General features: G+C 61.8%; 16 protein-coding genes and 1 pseudogene. 11 read left to right on the top strand and 6 right to left on the bottom strand.

Annotation, left to right across the window (positions count from 1 at the left end; translation table 11 throughout):
* On the top strand, nucleotides 1-448 hold a 448-nt coding region (locus RTX98_RS09285; protein ID WP_312796149.1), incomplete at its 5' end, for a DnaJ C-terminal domain-containing protein.
* Between the two features lie 10 nt (nucleotides 449-458).
* Here the strand turns inward: RTX98_RS09285 and RTX98_RS09280 are convergent.
* Nucleotides 459-2129 (bottom strand): AMP-binding protein, encoded by a 1671-nt coding sequence (locus RTX98_RS09280; RefSeq protein WP_416223095.1) that lies wholly within the window; start codon nucleotides 2127-2129, stop codon nucleotides 459-461.
* Nucleotides 2130-2331: 202 nt separating this feature from the next.
* Here RTX98_RS09280 and fabI point away from each other — a divergent pair, with 202 nt between their 5' ends.
* Nucleotides 2332-3150: an enoyl-ACP reductase FabI gene (gene fabI, locus RTX98_RS09275; protein ID WP_312796148.1), complete on the top strand. Its 819-nt coding sequence runs from the start codon at nucleotides 2332-2334 to the stop codon at nucleotides 3148-3150.
* Nucleotides 3151-3161: 11 nt separating this feature from the next.
* Nucleotides 3162-3749: a histidine phosphatase family protein gene (locus RTX98_RS09270; RefSeq protein WP_312796156.1), complete on the top strand. Its 588-nt coding sequence runs from the start codon at nucleotides 3162-3164 to the stop codon at nucleotides 3747-3749.
* A 23-nt stretch (nucleotides 3750-3772) separates the two neighbouring features.
* Here the strand turns inward: RTX98_RS09270 and RTX98_RS09265 are convergent, their stop codons facing one another.
* Complete coding sequence (locus tag RTX98_RS09265) at nucleotides 3773-4024, bottom strand: DUF1344 domain-containing protein (protein ID WP_189501105.1); 252 nt, start codon at nucleotides 4022-4024, stop codon at nucleotides 3773-3775.
* A gap of 178 nt (nucleotides 4025-4202) precedes the next feature.
* Here RTX98_RS09265 and aroC point away from each other — a divergent pair, with 178 nt between their 5' ends.
* From aroC to RTX98_RS09250, 3 genes are all read left to right on the top strand, one after another.
* Complete coding sequence (gene aroC / locus RTX98_RS09260) at nucleotides 4203-5303, top strand: chorismate synthase (RefSeq protein WP_312796147.1); 1101 nt, start codon at nucleotides 4203-4205, stop codon at nucleotides 5301-5303.
* 70 nt (nucleotides 5304-5373) lie between these two features.
* Nucleotides 5374-6300 (top strand): histone deacetylase family protein, encoded by a 927-nt coding sequence (locus tag RTX98_RS09255; protein ID WP_312796146.1) that lies wholly within the window; start codon nucleotides 5374-5376, stop codon nucleotides 6298-6300.
* Between the two features lie 4 nt (nucleotides 6301-6304).
* On the top strand, nucleotides 6305-6550 hold the full coding sequence (locus RTX98_RS09250) for an exodeoxyribonuclease VII small subunit (protein WP_189501111.1): 246 nt from the start codon (nucleotides 6305-6307) through the stop codon (nucleotides 6548-6550).
* Nucleotides 6551-6567: 17 nt separating this feature from the next.
* On the opposite strand, the gene RTX98_RS09245 is transcribed toward RTX98_RS09250, so the two are convergent.
* Nucleotides 6568-6921, bottom strand: a complete 354-nt coding sequence (locus RTX98_RS09245; protein WP_312796145.1) for a DUF1428 domain-containing protein — start codon at nucleotides 6919-6921, stop codon at nucleotides 6568-6570.
* 152 nt (nucleotides 6922-7073) lie between these two features.
* Between RTX98_RS09245 and RTX98_RS09240 the strand changes: the two genes are divergently transcribed.
* The 5 genes and pseudogenes from RTX98_RS09240 (at nucleotide 7074) to RTX98_RS09220 (ending at nucleotide 11659) form a co-directional block, all read left to right on the top strand.
* Entirely contained in the window at nucleotides 7074-7307 is a 234-nt protein-coding gene (locus tag RTX98_RS09240) for a type II toxin-antitoxin system Phd/YefM family antitoxin (protein WP_416223094.1), read from the top strand.
* Nucleotides 7304-7696: a type II toxin-antitoxin system VapC family toxin gene (locus tag RTX98_RS09235; protein ID WP_312796142.1), complete on the top strand. Its 393-nt coding sequence runs from the start codon at nucleotides 7304-7306 to the stop codon at nucleotides 7694-7696. Before RTX98_RS09240 ends, RTX98_RS09235 begins: the two co-directional genes overlap by 4 nt.
* A gap of 74 nt (nucleotides 7697-7770) precedes the next feature.
* A pseudogene (locus RTX98_RS09230) lies at nucleotides 7771-9631 on the top strand (1-deoxy-D-xylulose-5-phosphate synthase).
* Nucleotides 9632-9668: 37 nt separating this feature from the next.
* Nucleotides 9669-10421, top strand: a complete 753-nt coding sequence (locus RTX98_RS09225; protein ID WP_312796141.1) for a TlyA family RNA methyltransferase — start codon at nucleotides 9669-9671, stop codon at nucleotides 10419-10421.
* Nucleotides 10418-11659, top strand: coding sequence for a class I SAM-dependent RNA methyltransferase (locus tag RTX98_RS09220; protein WP_312796140.1), 1242 nt, complete (start codon nucleotides 10418-10420; stop codon nucleotides 11657-11659). Before RTX98_RS09225 ends, RTX98_RS09220 begins: the two co-directional genes overlap by 4 nt.
* Here the strand turns inward: RTX98_RS09220 and RTX98_RS09215 are convergent.
* The 3 genes from RTX98_RS09215 to RTX98_RS09205 all read right to left on the bottom strand — a co-directional run bounded on the left by RTX98_RS09215 (nucleotide 11656) and on the right by RTX98_RS09205 (nucleotide 14565).
* Entirely contained in the window at nucleotides 11656-12357 is a 702-nt protein-coding gene (locus tag RTX98_RS09215; protein ID WP_312796138.1) for an NAD-dependent deacylase, read from the bottom strand. The two genes, RTX98_RS09220 and RTX98_RS09215, sit on opposite strands and share 4 nt — an antisense overlap.
* A 160-nt stretch (nucleotides 12358-12517) precedes the next feature.
* The gene (tldD, locus tag RTX98_RS09210; protein ID WP_312796136.1) at nucleotides 12518-13933 is read right to left on the bottom strand and encodes a metalloprotease TldD; all 1416 of its coding nucleotides are present in this window, start codon (nucleotides 13931-13933) and stop codon (nucleotides 12518-12520) included.
* Between the two features lie 113 nt (nucleotides 13934-14046).
* A complete protein-coding gene (locus tag RTX98_RS09205) occupies nucleotides 14047-14565 on the bottom strand; it encodes an invasion associated locus B family protein (RefSeq protein WP_189501126.1) in 519 nt (172 codons plus the stop codon).
* Nucleotides 14566-14731 lie beyond the last annotated feature (166 nt).

Here is a 14731-nt window from a genome sequence, read left to right as displayed (position 1 = left end):
CGTCGCGGCCGCCAAGGTCGAGGCGATCTTTCCCGGCGGACGGCGCATCGCCGTCAAGCTGCCCGCCTATGTGGAAGACGGCCAGACCATCCGCCTGAAAGGGCAGGGGGAACCGTCACCCTATGGTGGCGAGCCCGGTGATGCGCTGGTCAAGATCGTTTATGCGCACCATCCGCGCTACAGCATCGAAGGCCGTGATCTTCATGTCGACCTGCCTGTCGCCCTGAGCGATGCCGTGCTCGGCGCCAAGGTCGCCGTGGAAACCCCGTTGGGCAAGCTCGCCGTGTCGGTGCCCGCCTGGTCGAGCTCCGATAAGGTTCTGCGCCTCAAGGGCCGAGGCCTGCCGGTGAAAACCGGCGGCCATGCCGACCTCTATGTCCATGTCCGCATCATGTTGGATGCCAGCGATCATGAGCTGGAGCATCTGCTGCGCGTGCGGCAGCAGTAAGCCGGCAGGCTCAGCCCGCCGGTTGCTCTGGCTCCTTTTCCCGATTGCGCAGGATGAAGCGCTGGACCTTGCCGCTCGGGGTCTTCGGCAGTTCGGTGACGAACTCGATCTCGCGCGGGTAAGCGTGGGCCGATAGCCGCTTCTTGACGAAGGTGGAGAGTTCGTCGGCAAGGCCATCGGATGACAGGCCGGGCTTCAGCACGATGAAGGCTTTGACGATCTCGGTGCGCTCGGGGTCGGGTTTCCCGATGACAACCGCTTCTACCACCGCCGGATGTTCCACCAGCGCGCTTTCCACGTCGAACGGCCCGATGCGGTAGCCGGATGAGGTGATGACATCGTCGTTGCGGCCAACGAAGCTGATATGGCCGCTGTCGGCGCGCTCGGCCGTATCACCAGTGCGATAGAAGCCGCCATCGATCGCCGGCGTGTCCTGGCGGTAATAGCCCTCGAACCACATTAGAGGTGAGCGGCTGAGATCGACGGCGAGGTCGCCGGGCGTATTCACGGGCAGTTCCGCATTGTCTTCGCCGATCACCGTGACGTGGAAGCCCGGCATCGGCAGACCGGCTGCACCCGGGCGCACTTCGTGGCTGAGGCCGTGATGCGAGTTGACCACCATGCCGGTTTCGGTCTGGCCGTAATGATCATAGATCGGTGCGCCGAGATTGGCCGCGAACCAGCGGATGACTTCGGGATTGAGTGGCTCGCCCGCGCTGGAAACGACCCGCAGTCTGCCCTTCAACGGTGCTGCCGCTTCTTCACCGGCTGCGATCAGCAGGCGGAAGGCGGTGGGAGCGCCTGCTAGGTTTGTGATGCCGTGGCTTTGTATCAGCCGGTAGGTGCTTTCGGCGGTGAAGGGACCGTCATAGAAGGTGGTGGCATGGCCGAGCAGCAGCGGGCCGGTCACCGCATAATACAGGCCATAGGCCCAGCCTGGATCGGCGATGTTCCAGAAAATGTCGTCCGGCCGAAGATCGATCGCATAGCGCATGTAAGCGTCGAAGCTGAGCAGCGCGCGGATCGGCACCGGAACGCCCTTGGGCAGGCCGGTGGTGCCGGAAGTCGACATCATCATCATGAGATCGTCGCCACGCCGCATCACGGGCGCGAAGTCCTTGCTTTGTTCGGGGAGCCTGGCGCGCAGATCATCGTCGCCGGGCGGGACGCTCTCGCCTTTGTCGGCGCGAAGGAAGACGCCGACCCGCGGTGCGTCAACGATGTCTGCGAGCTTCGGCCGGTTGGCGGCATCGGTCACCACCAGCTTCGCTTCGCTCATCTTCAAACGATGTTCGATCGCCTTCGGTCCGAAAGCCGTGAACAAGGGCTGATAGATCGCGCCGGCGCGCCAAGTGCCGAGGATGGTGGTCAGAAGGTCCGGGGTGCGCGGCAGCATGCCGGCCACGACATCGCTGGCACCAACGCCGATGGATTGGAGGTAGCTGGCGAACTGAGCCGCACGGTCGCGCAGATCCTCAAAGGAAAGCTGTTCGCGGCGACCATCCATGCTTTCGTAATCGAGGGCCAGGCGGTTCGCCCCGACATGGCGGTCGCAGCATTCCACGCAGGCATTGATGCCGCCATCCAGATTGCCCTGAAGTGTCGAAGCCAGATCGTCTGCACTGAACCCGGCCAGCACATCCTCGTAAGCCAGCGGTTTGTTTCCTCCAAACTCCATCATCACGCCTCCTCAAGCATGTTCGTGCAACGAAACGGCTATCAGCCGCCAACCACTTGGCTTGCCATCAAATAGCGTGCAGAACGCCTAAGCAAGAGCCGTCCAACCCCTCCGTGTGTCAGCGAACGGGATCGTGGCTGCTTGAAGCGGTTGAGGGGCTGTGCGATAGGGCGGCCAGCGAATTGAATTGAACAGGAGCGCGGGAATGGCGGTCGGAAATAGCCTGATGGCTGGCAAACGCGGTCTGATTTTTGGCGTAGCGAACAATCGTTCCATCGCCTACGGCATCGCCAAGGCACTCGCGGATCAGGGTGCGGAAATCGCGCTGACCTATCAGGGCGATTCGCTGCGCAAGCGCGTCGAGCCTCTCGCTGCCGAACTCGGCGCGACCGTGGTCGGCCATTGCGACGTAACGGATATGGCCACGATTGACGCCGTGTTCGACGCGGTGAAGGAAAAATGGGGCAAGATCGACTTCGTCGTGCACGCCGTCGCCTTCTCCGACAAGGACGAGCTGACCGGCCGCTACGTCGATACGACGCGCGACAACTTCCTGCGCACGATGGACATCTCCGCTTATTCCTTCACGGCCATCGCCAAGCGCGCCGAGCCGCTGATGACGGATGGCGGTTCGATCCTGACGCTGACCTATTACGGCGCCGAAAAAGTCATGCCGCATTACAACGTCATGGGCATCGCCAAGGCGGCGCTGGAAGCGAGCGTGCAGTATCTGGCGGTCGATCTCGGCGGATCGAAGATCCGCGTTAATGCGATCTCGGCCGGGCCGATCAAGACGCTGGCTGCATCGGGCATCGGCGACTTCCGCTACATCCTGAAGTGGAACGAGTACAACGCACCGCTCAAGCGCACCGTGACGATCGAGGAAGTGGGCGACAGCGCGCTTTACCTGCTGTCGGACCTGTCGCGCGGCGTGACCGGCGAAGTGCTGCATGTCGATTCCGGCTATCACGTCGTCGGCATGAAGTCGGTCGACGCCCCGGACATCTCTGTCGTCAAGGAATAAGACTGAACGTGGTGCGGCCGCTCTGCTACTTCATCCGTCACGGTGAGACCGACTGGAACGCGGAAGGGCGGCTTCAGGGCCAGGCCGACCGCGATCTGACGGAAAAGGGCAGGGCGCAAGCGACCGGCAACGGGGTCAAGCTCAAGAGCCTGATCGGTGATGCAGCACGGTTCGACTTCGTTTCGAGCCCGATGCAGCGCACGCGCCACACGATGGAGCGATTGCGCGAGGCGATGGGGCTCGATCCCAAGGCGTACCGCACCGATCCCCGTTTGATGGAACTGAGCTTCGGCGACTGGCAGGGGTTTACCTTCGCCGAGCTGGAAGAAAAAACGCCGGGTCTGCGCACCCAGCGCAATCAGGACAAGTGGAACTACCTGCCGCCTGGCGAGGGAGCCGAAAGCTACGCGCTTCTGGCGCAAAGGCTCGACGGATGGCTCCGCGAGGTGAACACGCAAACGATCTGCGTCGCCCATGGCGGCATCGTTCGCACGCTGTTTTACCTGTTGGGAGAGGCCGACGAGGTGGCCGCCAGCGAGATGGACATTCCGCAGGACCGGATCCTGCGGATGGAGAATGACCGGCTCAGCTGGCTCTAAGCCTCTAAGCCGGTCCCAGACGCTTATTGATCCGGAAGCTGCATATCCGTGATCAGCTTCTCGCCGTCGACTTCGTCATAAGCGATCACGACGTCCATGCCTTCTTCCAGCGCAGTGACATCGAACTCGCCGGGAAGCTTGAACTTCTCACCGTCTGACAGCGTGATCGTCAGATTGTCGCGATCGATCTTCTTGATCTCGCCTTCCGTATCGGCGGCGTAAGCGCCGACAATCGACAGCAAAAGGATGGAGGCGGCAGCGAAACCGGTCTTCATGGGATTCCTCGAATTGGGACAGGCAGAAGCTGAGAGGCCAAGTCGACGCCCTCTAAGCAGACAAGAACGAAGAGAATGTGTCAAAAATAAAAGGCAGGCGAGCAGGTGGCCGGTTTGACCCCTGTCGGATTCGCTCCTAGAAGCGCGACAGCCTCCTTTTGCCGTCTGCGGAATTTTCATGTCGCACAACACCTTCGGCCACCTTTTCCGGGTCACCACCTGGGGCGAAAGCCACGGTCCCGCTCTGGGCTGTGTGGTGGACGGCTGCCCCCCTGGCATCCGCTTCATGTTGGAAGACGTGCAGCGCGAACTCGACCGCCGCAAGCCCGGCCAGTCACGTTTCGTGACGCAACGCCGTGAGCCGGACGAAGTCAAAATCCTGTCCGGCGTTCTGCCTGACGGGGACGATGGCCATCTCATCACCACCGGCACGCCGATCTCCATGCTGATCGAAAATGTCGACCAACGATCCAAGGACTATGGCGACATCGCTCAGCAATATCGTCCGGGCCATGCCGATTATGCCTATGACGTCAAATATGGCGTGCGCGATTATCGCGGCGGTGGTCGCTCTTCGGCACGCGAAACGGCTGCGCGCGTGGCTGCCGGCGCTTTGGCCCGGCTGGTCGTTCCTGGCCTGAAGGTGCGCGGCGCGCTGATCGCCATGGGTGACAAAGAAATTACCCGCGCCAACTGGGACTGGGACTTCGTGGAAAGCGCGGACAACCCGTTCTTTACGCCCGATCCCGCAGCCGTACCCGTGTTCGCCGATTACCTCGACGGCATCCGCAAAAATGGGTCTTCGGTCGGCGCCTTGATTGAGATCGTTGCGGAAGGCGTGCCGGCCGGCCTTGGCGCACCGCTTTATGCCAAGCTCGACGCGGATATCGCAGCCAGCCTGATGTCGATCAACGCCGTCAAGGGCGTGGAGATCGGCGACGGTTTTGCCACTGCAAGGATGACCGGTGAAGAGAACGCCGATGAAATGCGCGGGGGCAATGACGGCCTGCCGCGCTTTCTCGCCAACCATGCGGGCGGCATCCTCGGCGGCATTTCGACGGGGCAGCCGGTCGTCGCGCGCTTTGCCGTCAAGCCGACCTCATCAATTCTGACACCGCGCCAATCTGTGGATCGCACCGGCAAGGAAGTCGATGTCATGACCAAGGGCCGCCACGATCCCTGCGTCGGCATCCGCGCAGTGCCGATCGGCGAAGCCATGGTCGCCTGCGCCATTGCCGATCACTATTTGCGCCATCGCGGCCAGACTGGCCGTATTTGAAAGTGCGCAAGCTCGGCTTTCAGCCTATCCCGCGTTTTACGCCACGCTCGATCAGCCTATAAGGGAAGCCATGACCACGCGCCTGTATTCCCATCCGATCTTTCTTGAGCATCTGACGCCGCCCGGTCATCCCGAGCGGCCCGACCGTTTGCGAGCGATTGCGCGCCGCCTCGAGGATCCAGACTTTGATGGGCTCGATCGTGTCGAACCGACTGCCGCAGACGAGCAGCTGGTTCTGCTCGCCCATCCCGAAAGCCATCTCGATCGCATCAAGGCGGCGATCCCGGAAGAAGGTCTGACGCGGATTGATTCTGACACGACGCTCAGCCCGCGCTCGTTTGAAGCGGTGATGACGGCGATCGGCGCGTCCAACGCCGCCGTTGATGACGTGTTCGGGCGCAAGGCCGACAACGTGTTTGTTGCAGCCCGTCCGCCCGGTCATCATGCCGAAGCGGAAAAGGCGATGGGCTTCTGCTTCTTCAACCAGGCGGCAATCGCCGCGCGCTATGCGCAGAAGACGCACGGTGCCGAGCGCGTTGCGATCATCGACTGGGATGTCCATCACGGCAACGGCACGCAGGACATCTTCTGGAGCGATCCAAGCGTGCTGTATTGCTCGACGCACCAGCTGCCGTTGTTCCCGGGCACGGGTGCGAAAGGGGAAACGGGCGTCGGCAACATCGTCAATGCACCGCTTAGCCCACGCGATGGCGGCAGCCAGTTCCGCGACGCCTTCACCAGCCGTGTTTTACCGGCATTGGCAAACTTTCGGCCTGACCTCGTGATCATCTCGGCCGGCTTCGACGCCCATCACCGCGATCCCCTAGCTGAGATCAACCTGGTGGAAGACGACTTCGACTGGGCGACGGGCAAGCTGATGGATGTCGCCTATCGCAGCGCCAATGGCCGGCTGGTGAGCCTGCTGGAAGGCGGCTATGACCTCGAAGGATTGTCGTCCTCCGTGGCGACGCATGTAAAACGATTGATGAAGGGCTGAGCGCATGGCCGAAAACGAAGACATCAAGGCCATGACGTTCGAGCAGGCGCTGGCCGCGCTCGAGCAGATCGTCGACGATCTGGAGCGCGGCGACGTGCCGCTCGACCAGTCGATCCGTATCTATGAGCGCGGCGAAGCGCTGAAGGACCATTGCGACCGCCTGCTCAAGGCAGCCGAAGCCAAGGTGGAAAAGATCCGCCTGTCGCGTGAGGGCAAGCCGCTCGGCGTCGAGCCGCTGGATCCAGAGTAGGACTCGCCCGAGTAAGCCTATCGCTCCACGATCGCCTTGAAGCCGCCGAAGATCATGCGCTTTCCATCGAAGGGCATGTCTTCCATCATCGGTTTCATGCGCTCATCCTCCATCATCTTCTTCTGCGCCGCGTCGCGCACCGCCTTTGACGGGTAGGTGATGTAGGAGAAGATGACGACCTCATCGTCCTTCGCCATGACGGCGCGCGGGAAAGAGGTCAATTCGCCGTAAGGCACATCATCGGCGACGGCTTCCATATAGGACGTCGCGCCCCATTCCATGAAGAGCCCGGCAGCTGTTTCGGCCACCTGCTTGTAGTCGTCCAGCCTGTCCTTTGGTACGGCCAGCAGAAATCCGTCGACATAATTCATGGCACTGCTCCTCCCTTGTTGTGCAAGAACAAGGACGATGGAGAGATGCTCATACCGACGAGACGGCAAAATTTAGGCTGACTTGCAAAAAGGCACATATGCCTGTACGTTAGCCAACCTTAGCTAGGTAAAGTGTGATGCCGATAGTTAATATGCTCGATGCAAAGACATCGCTGTCTCGTCTCGTTCAGGCTGTCGAGTCCGGAGAGGAAAAAGAGATCGTTATTGCACGCAATGGCAAGCCTGCTGCGAAGCTGGTTCCGATCGACGCAGGAAAGCGCGATCGCATTTTGGGCCAGTATAAGGATGTCATTCCCGCATTCACACTCGAAGAATGGAATGAAAGCGACGCAGATGTTGCTGCGATGTTTGGTCGCTCAAAGTGAAGCTTCTTCTCGACACCCATGTCGCGCTATGGGCAGCGCGGGACCAGACGCTTCTTCCGCCTGATATCATCGAACTCATCCGCGACGGCGGGAACGAGGCTTTTGTTTCAGTTGCGAGCATCTGGGAAGCTGCTATCAAGAACGCTTTGACGCGTCGGACGGCGATCAAGATTTCTGCGGCACGGCTTCGCGACGTTTGTCTCGGAACAGGCTTTTCGTTGCTGGCAATTGAAAGTGCTCATGCCGAGGAAGTGGAAGCCCTGCCTCTTCTGCACCATGATCCTTTCGACCGCTTGATTATCGCTCAGGCGCGCGTCGAGAAGATGAGCCTTGTGACAAAAGATACGATGGTCGCCTCCTATGGCGGCGATATCGTCAGTTGGCACTGACTAAGCGGTTATTGACTTCGCACTTCCCGCCGCTGTGATGCGGCAAACGCGCGTGCTTTGTTTACAACGCGCGCATGCGGCCCTATTTCCGGGCATACGATGCCGGCAAGGTAACAAGAGTGCAGCCTTCTCCCCAGACCCCGCTTCTCGACAAGGTTCGGTTTCCCGCCGATCTTCGCGCGCTTCCTGAAGGCGAGCTGCCGCAGCTCGCGTCCGAGCTTCGCGCCGAAATGATCGATGCTGTTTCGCAGACCGGCGGCCATCTTGGCGCGGGTTTGGGCGTCATCGAGTTGACGGTCGCGCTGCATTACGTGTTCGACACGCCGGACGACAAGATCATCTGGGATGTCGGCCACCAGGCCTATCCCCACAAGATCCTGACCGGACGGCGCGACCGCATCCGCACGCTGCGCCAGGAGCACGGCCTGTCCGGCTTCACCAAGCGCTCGGAAAGCGAATACGACCCGTTCGGCGCGGCCCACTCCTCGACCTCGATCTCGGCTGGCCTCGGCATGGCTGTTGCGCGCGATCTCTCGGGCGGCAAAAACAACGTGATTGCGGTGATCGGCGACGGCGCGATGTCGGCGGGCATGGCCTATGAAGCCATGAACAATGCCGGCGCGTTGGATGCGCGGCTGATCGTCATCCTCAACGACAACGACATGTCGATCGCCCCGCCGTCGGGCGCGATGAGCGCCTATCTGGCGCGACTGGCTTCGGGCAAGACCTATTCGGAAATTCGCGATCTCGGCAAGAAGCTGACGGGCTATTTCGGCCGGAGAGTCGAGCGTACGGTAACCCGCGCCGTCGAACATGCACGCGGTTTCGTTACCGGCGGCACCATGTTCGAGGAGCTCGGCTTCTACCACATTGGCCCGATCGACGGCCACAATCTCGAGCACCTCGTCCCGGTGCTGAAGAATGTGCGTGACAATGGGGATGCCCCGGTGCTGATCCATGTCGTGACCCGCCAATGCACCAGCCTATACGCGCGTCTTCGCCGAAAGCCTGATGCGGGAAGCCGAGCTTGATGACAAGATCGTCGCCGTCACCGCGGCCATGCCGACCGGCACCGGGCTCGATCTGTTTGGGGAAGCCTTTCCGAAGCGCATCTTCGATGTCGGCATTGCCGAGCAGCATGCCGTGACCTTCGCGGCCGGCCTCGCCACGGAAGGCTACAAGCCGTTCTGCGCGATTTATTCGACCTTCCTGCAGCGCGCTTACGACCAGGTCGTGCATGATGTTGCGCTTCAGAACCTGCCGGTGCGATTCGCGATCGACCGTGCCGGTTTCGTCGGCGCTGATGGCGCGACACATGCTGGCGCCTTCGATACCACCTATCTCGGTTCGCTGCCGGGCATGGTGGTGATGGCCGCGGCCGACGAGGTCGAGCTCAAGCACATGGTACGCACGGCAGCCGAGTATAACGACGGCCCGATCGCCTTCCGCTATCCGCGCGGCAATGGCGTCGGCATCGACATGCCCGAGCGGGGTTCGGTGCTGGAGATCGGTAAAGGGCGGGTGATCCGCGAGGGTACGAAGGTGGCGTTGCTGTCTTTCGGCACGCGACTTGCCGATTGCCTGTTGGCTGCCGATGAACTCGACGCGGCCGGCCTGTCGACTACGGTTGCCGATGCGCGCTTTGCCAAGCCGCTCGACCACGATCTGGTGCGCCGCCTCGCACGCGATCATGAAGTGCTGATCACCGTGGAAGAAGGCGCGATCGGCGGCTTCGGCACGCAGGTGCTGCATTTCCTTGCGCTCGAAGGCCTGCTCGACAACGGGCTGAAGGTGCGGCCTCTGGTTCTGCCGGATCTCTTTGTCGACCATGCCAAGCCGGAAAAGATGTATGCCGATGCGGGGCTGGATTCCGCTGGCATCGTTCGCTCCGTTTTCGCAGCACTCGGCCGCGGTCAGAACGCCGCGCGCGCCTAAGCTTGCTATCGTAGCCCGCTTCGGCCATGGAGCGGGGATGCCAGGCAAATCTACCCAGCGTCTCGATGAAGTGCTTGTTGCGCGCGGTTTGTTTGCCAGCCGATCGCGCGCCAGCGATGCCGTCAAGCGCGGCACCGTGCGGGTGGGCGATGCGGTCGCCACGAAGGCCGGTCAGTTGATCGAGCCCGATGCCGCGCTTAGCATTGACGATCCCGCGCAGAACTATGTGTCGCGCGCGGCCCTCAAACTGATCGCCGGCCTTGATCATTTCGGCATCGAAGTCAGCGGCAAGAACGTGCTCGACCTCGGCGCTTCCACCGGCGGCTTCACGCAGGTGGTGCTGGAACGCGGTGCTGTCAGTGTTTTCGCCGTCGATGTCGGCCATGGTCAGCTCCATCCCAGCATAGCCGATGATCCACGCGTCACCTCTCTCGAAAACAAGAACGCGCGTGACCTGCAGGCCGAGGATTTCGGCGGCGCACCGATCGAGCTCATCGTCTGTGACGTCAGCTTCATCTCCCTGACGCTCGCCTTGCCGCGTGCGCTCGATCTCACTGCACCGGGTGCGAAAGGCGTTTTTCTGGTGAAGCCGCAATTCGAAGCCGGCCGCGACGCGATCGGCAAAGGCGGCTTGCTCAAGGACGCGGAAGAGGGGCCGCGCACAACCGAGCGGTTGCGCGCTTGGCTCGACAGTCAGCCGGCCTGGAAAGCACTCGGACTCACGCCCAGTCCGATCGAAGGCGGCGACGGCAACAAGGAATGGCTTCTCGGAGCCGAGAAACACCTATGAGCACGCAATATCGAATCAACCATCTCGGTGCGCAGGGCGACGGCATCGCCAACACCGAGCGCGGCCCGGTCTATATCCCGTTCACGTTGCCAGGCGAGACTGTCACGGCCGCTGTGAACAAGGATCGCGGCGATCTGATCGCGATCCAGGAACCGGCAGCCAACCGCGTCGAACCGCCATGCCGGCATTTCGGCACCTGCGGCGGTTGCCAGTTGCAGCATATGGCGACGCCGGACTATCTGGCCTGGAAGCGCAACAAGGTGATGCAGGCGCTGAAATCCCAGGCGCTGACACCCGAGTTCGGTGACATCATCCCGTGCGCGCCGCACAGCCGCCGCCGTGTCACCTTTGCCCTGCGCAAGGTCGAAGCGGGCATGCTGCTCGGCTATAATCGCCATCTGTCGCATGAGATCATCGACATCGTGGAATGCCCGATCAGCGTTCCGCCGATCGTTGAAGCACTTGGATCACTGCGCGCAGTGGCGCGGCTAAGCTGTTCCACAAACAAGCCTTTTCGCATGACCGTAACCGCCACTGCGGCCGGCCTGGACGTTGCGCTGCTGGAAAGCGGCAAGCTGGACGACGCCGCGCGAAAAACCATCGCCGACTTCGCGCTCGCCCACAGCTTCGCCCGCGTATCCGTTGATGGCGAGATCATCGTCGAGCCGACCAAGCCGCAGGTTTCGATCGGCGCATCGCAGGTCACGGTCCCGCCCGGCGGCTTCCTGCAGGCGGTCGCGTCTGCCGAAGAAGCGATGGCCGGCCTAGTCCTAGATCATGTCGGGAAAGCCAAGCGCGTCGCCGATCTCTTTGCGGGATCCGGTGCCTTCTCGCTGCGGCTCGCCGCTCGCGCTGAAGTTCATGCAGTGGAAGGGGATGCAGCACCCTTGGCCGCACTCGATCGTGCCTTCCGCTTCACGCCAGGCCTCAAGCGCGTGACCACCGAAAAGCGCGACCTGTTCGAACGGCCCTTGACCACGAAGGAACTCGATCGCTTCGACGCCGTGGTGTTCGATCCGCCGCGCGCAGGCGCCGAGTTCCTGTGCAAGCAGATTGCGAAAAGCCAGGTGCCGAAGGTCGCCGCGGTATCCTGCAATCCGCTGACGCTGGCGCGGGATCTGGCGATCCTAACCGCCGGTGGCTACCGCATCGTGTCTGTCACGCCTGTCGACCAGTTCCTGTGGTCGAGCCATGTGGAAGCGGTTGCCTTGTTGGAAAAGCCCAAGAAGCGACGCTAGGACAGCAGCAATTCCTCGACATAGGCAGGCACCAGCTCGGTAGCGCGGCCACGGCGCACTTCGTCGAAGGCACTGTCGTGTTCGGTGGGCTCAAGATTCAGCTCCACCGTATGTGCGCCAATTGCGTGGGCTTCCTCCACGAAGCCGGCGGCCGGATAAACGCTGCCGCTGGTGCCGATCGCGATAAACAGATCGCAGCGATGCAGCGCCTCGTGGATTTCGTCCATGTGGTAGGGCATCTCCCCGAACCAGACGATATCCGGCCGCAACGTACCGGTTGCGCCGCAGTGGCTGCAATAATCGAAGGTCGTGAGATCGCCGTGTTCGTCGCGATGGGTGCCGCACTTCGTGCAGAACACCTTGGTGAGTTCGCCATGCATGTGGAGGAGGTGCTTGGTGCCGGCGCGTTCATGCAGATTATCGATGTTCTGCGTAATGACCAGCACACTGCCTCTGAATTCGGCTTCCAACCGTGCCAGCGTCCGATGCGCGGCGTTGGGCTGGACGGTCTTCAGCCCGGCGCGGCGGTCATTATAGAAGGCATGAACGCGTTCCGGATCCCGCTTGAAGCCTTGCGGGGTCGCCACATCCTGCAGATCCACCTTCGACCAGATGCCGCCTTTGTCGCGAAACGTATCTACGCCCGATTCGGCCGAGATACCCGCGCCAGTAAGGATCACGATGGAGGAGAAGGACATTCACTGATTCTCCGCTGGCGCTGTGCTGGTATTCATGATGACGAAAGAGGCCATGATGAGCCCCTTCCTATCTTCCACTACGCCTTGCACGCGCCGAAATGGCAAGCGCGCTGAGCCAAGAACCAGATGGACTAGCTAGAGTGCCTGCAGCGGATGTGCCTCAAGCCTGTGTGCCGCCCACCGTCATCTGATCCATGCGTAGATGTGGCTGGCCGACACCCACCGGCACGCCCTGGCCGGCCTTGCCGCACATGCCGATGCCGGTATCGAGCTTCATGTCGTTGCCGATCATGGACACGCGGTGCATGGCATCCGGGCCGTTGCCGATCAGCATGGCGCCCTTGATCGGCCGCGTCACCTTGCCGTTCTCGATCATATAGGCTTCGGTGCAGCCGAACACAAATTTGCCCGAGGTGATATCCACCTGTCCGCCGCCGAAGGACACGGCATAGATGCCGTTCTTCACGGAAGCGATGATCTCTTCCGGCGTCTTGTCGCCTGCGGTCATGTAGGTGTTGGTCATGCGCGGCATGGGTTGGTGCGCGTAGGACTCGCGGCGCCCGTTGCCGGTGGCTTCCATGCCCATCAGCCGTGCATTCTGGCGATCCTGCATGTAGCCGACGAGCTTGCCGTCCTCGATCAGCACGGTGCGATTGGTTGGCGTGCCTTCGTCGTCGATGGTCAGCGAACCGCGCCGCTCGGCGATCGTGCCGTCATCCACGACGGTGACACCCTTGGCGGCGACCTGCTGTCCCATCAGGCCGGCAAAGGCCGACGTCTTCTTGCGGTTGAAGTCGCCTTCCAGCCCGTGGCCAACAGCTTCATGCAGCATCACGCCCGGCCAGCCCGAGGACAGAACGATGTCGAACGTCCCGGCAGGGGCAGGGGAGGCCTCAAGGTTAACCAAGGCTTGGCGCAAAGCTTCCTCGGCACCGAAGCGCCAGGAATCATCGGTGATGAACTCACCAAAGCCCTTGCGCCCACCGATCCCGTAAGAGCCGCTTTCCTGCCGGTCGCCTTCGCCGACCACCACGGACACATTCATGCGCACCAGCGGCCGGATGTCCTGCACCATCCGGCCGTCGCCACGCATGATCTCGATCTGCTGCCAGGACGCGACGAGTGAAGCCGTGACCTGCCGCACGCGCGGATCTTTGGCGCGAACAAAGGCGTCGATCTCTTGAAGGAGCTTGGCTTTGTCGGCAAAGGCTGGCTCGGTCAGCGGATTGTTGTCGCCGTACAGCTTGCGATTGGTACCCTGCGGCGCTTCTGCGAGCGTGCCGGAATAACCGGCTTTGACAGCGGAGACCGCACTGGCGGCCCGGGCGACTGCGGCTTCCGATAGCTCGCTGGCATGGGCGTAGCCTGTGGCCTCGCCGGCGACCGCACGCAGACCAAAGCCGCGATCCGTGTTGTAGCTGGCTGTCTTCAGGCGGCCGTTGTCGAACATCAGCGCTTCGCTTTCGCTTTGTTCGAGATAGAGCTCGCCGTCATCCGCCCCCTGAAGCGTGTCGGCAAGCATCTGCCGCAGCCGATCTTCGGAACAATCGAATTGGCTAATCAGGGACTTGGACATGGAAGCGGACTCACTGTGCGAAGCAATGCCCGAGAAGTAGGGGCTGCCGTCGCAAGAATCCAGCCGAAGCGACCAGGCGCCTCGGTTTAGGCCGGTTCGCCCAACACGTAGCCTCAGGGCAGTGCGGCGAAGCCTTCGCCGAAGCCGTTCAGTTCGACGGGGATGCCGATGCCTTCTTCCGGCGTCTGGAACACGATGAAGGTCGCGGCCTTGCCGGTCTTCAACGTGTCGAGCAGCGGCTGTTCCAGGATCACCTCGGCATAACAACCATCCTGGAAGCAGCGCACGAAATAGGCGCGGCCGATATCCTTGCCGTCGACATTGAGGCCAAGGCCGTTCGGCAGAAGCACCCCAAGGGGCGCCAGAACACGAAGGATCTCGGCCTTATTGTCGGCGGTGCGCAGAACCACGACGGAAAGCCCGATCTCCGGCCGGTCTTCCGCTACCACATTCTGCATCATCGCGCATTGTTCAGCCGTCGCACCCGCCGGCGTGTCGCAGATGATCGACCACGCGCCATGGCTGGAGCGGACAGCGCCGGTTGGGGCCGGCTGCTGAGCGCTGGCGGGAAGGGCGCTTGCCAAAGGCGAAGCAAGAAGCAGACTGAAGGCGAGCGGCCTCAAAAAGCGCATCAGGGGAAGGTCTCCAACCGAATCATCGCGATCTAGCCTGCAGCCTTCGCATGGAAAACAAAGCGCTGTCAGCGGCAGATCAGCACGCGACCACCACAGAATTGTGTGAATCAGCCTGAACGGCAGTTCCTACTTTGCTTCATAACGCAATGGCAGGTTGTTGATC

Source organism: Tianweitania sp., from assembly GCF_032053605.1.
In the GTDB taxonomy this organism is placed as follows: Bacteria; Pseudomonadota; Alphaproteobacteria; order Rhizobiales; family Rhizobiaceae; genus Tianweitania.
This window is presented reverse-complemented; position numbering and strand designations above follow the sequence as displayed.

What these genes read in the sequence shown, in the direction of transcription:
- RTX98_RS09280 (WP_416223095.1), bottom strand. Translation starts at nt 2,129, where the DNA reads ATGATGGAGTTTGGAGGAAACAAACCGCTGGCTTACGAGGATGTGCTG.
- fabI (WP_312796148.1), top strand. Translation starts at nt 2,332, where the DNA reads ATGGCGGTCGGAAATAGCCTGATGGCTGGCAAACGCGGTCTGATTTTT.
- RTX98_RS09265 (WP_189501105.1), bottom strand. Translation starts at nt 4,024, where the DNA reads ATGAAGACCGGTTTCGCTGCCGCCTCCATCCTTTTGCTGTCGATTGTC.
- aroC (WP_312796147.1), top strand. Translation starts at nt 4,203, where the DNA reads ATGTCGCACAACACCTTCGGCCACCTTTTCCGGGTCACCACCTGGGGC.
- RTX98_RS09255 (WP_312796146.1), top strand. Translation starts at nt 5,374, where the DNA reads ATGACCACGCGCCTGTATTCCCATCCGATCTTTCTTGAGCATCTGACG.
- RTX98_RS09250 (WP_189501111.1), top strand. Translation starts at nt 6,305, where the DNA reads ATGGCCGAAAACGAAGACATCAAGGCCATGACGTTCGAGCAGGCGCTG.
- RTX98_RS09245 (WP_312796145.1), bottom strand. Translation starts at nt 6,921, where the DNA reads ATGAATTATGTCGACGGATTTCTGCTGGCCGTACCAAAGGACAGGCTG.
- RTX98_RS09240 (WP_416223094.1), top strand. Translation starts at nt 7,074, where the DNA reads ATGCTCGATGCAAAGACATCGCTGTCTCGTCTCGTTCAGGCTGTCGAG.
- RTX98_RS09225 (WP_312796141.1), top strand. Translation starts at nt 9,669, where the DNA reads ATGCCAGGCAAATCTACCCAGCGTCTCGATGAAGTGCTTGTTGCGCGC.
- RTX98_RS09220 (WP_312796140.1), top strand. Translation starts at nt 10,418, where the DNA reads ATGAGCACGCAATATCGAATCAACCATCTCGGTGCGCAGGGCGACGGC.
- RTX98_RS09215 (WP_312796138.1), bottom strand. Translation starts at nt 12,357, where the DNA reads ATGTCCTTCTCCTCCATCGTGATCCTTACTGGCGCGGGTATCTCGGCC.
- tldD (WP_312796136.1), bottom strand. Translation starts at nt 13,933, where the DNA reads ATGTCCAAGTCCCTGATTAGCCAATTCGATTGTTCCGAAGATCGGCTG.
- RTX98_RS09205 (WP_189501126.1), bottom strand. Translation starts at nt 14,565, where the DNA reads ATGCGCTTTTTGAGGCCGCTCGCCTTCAGTCTGCTTCTTGCTTCGCCT.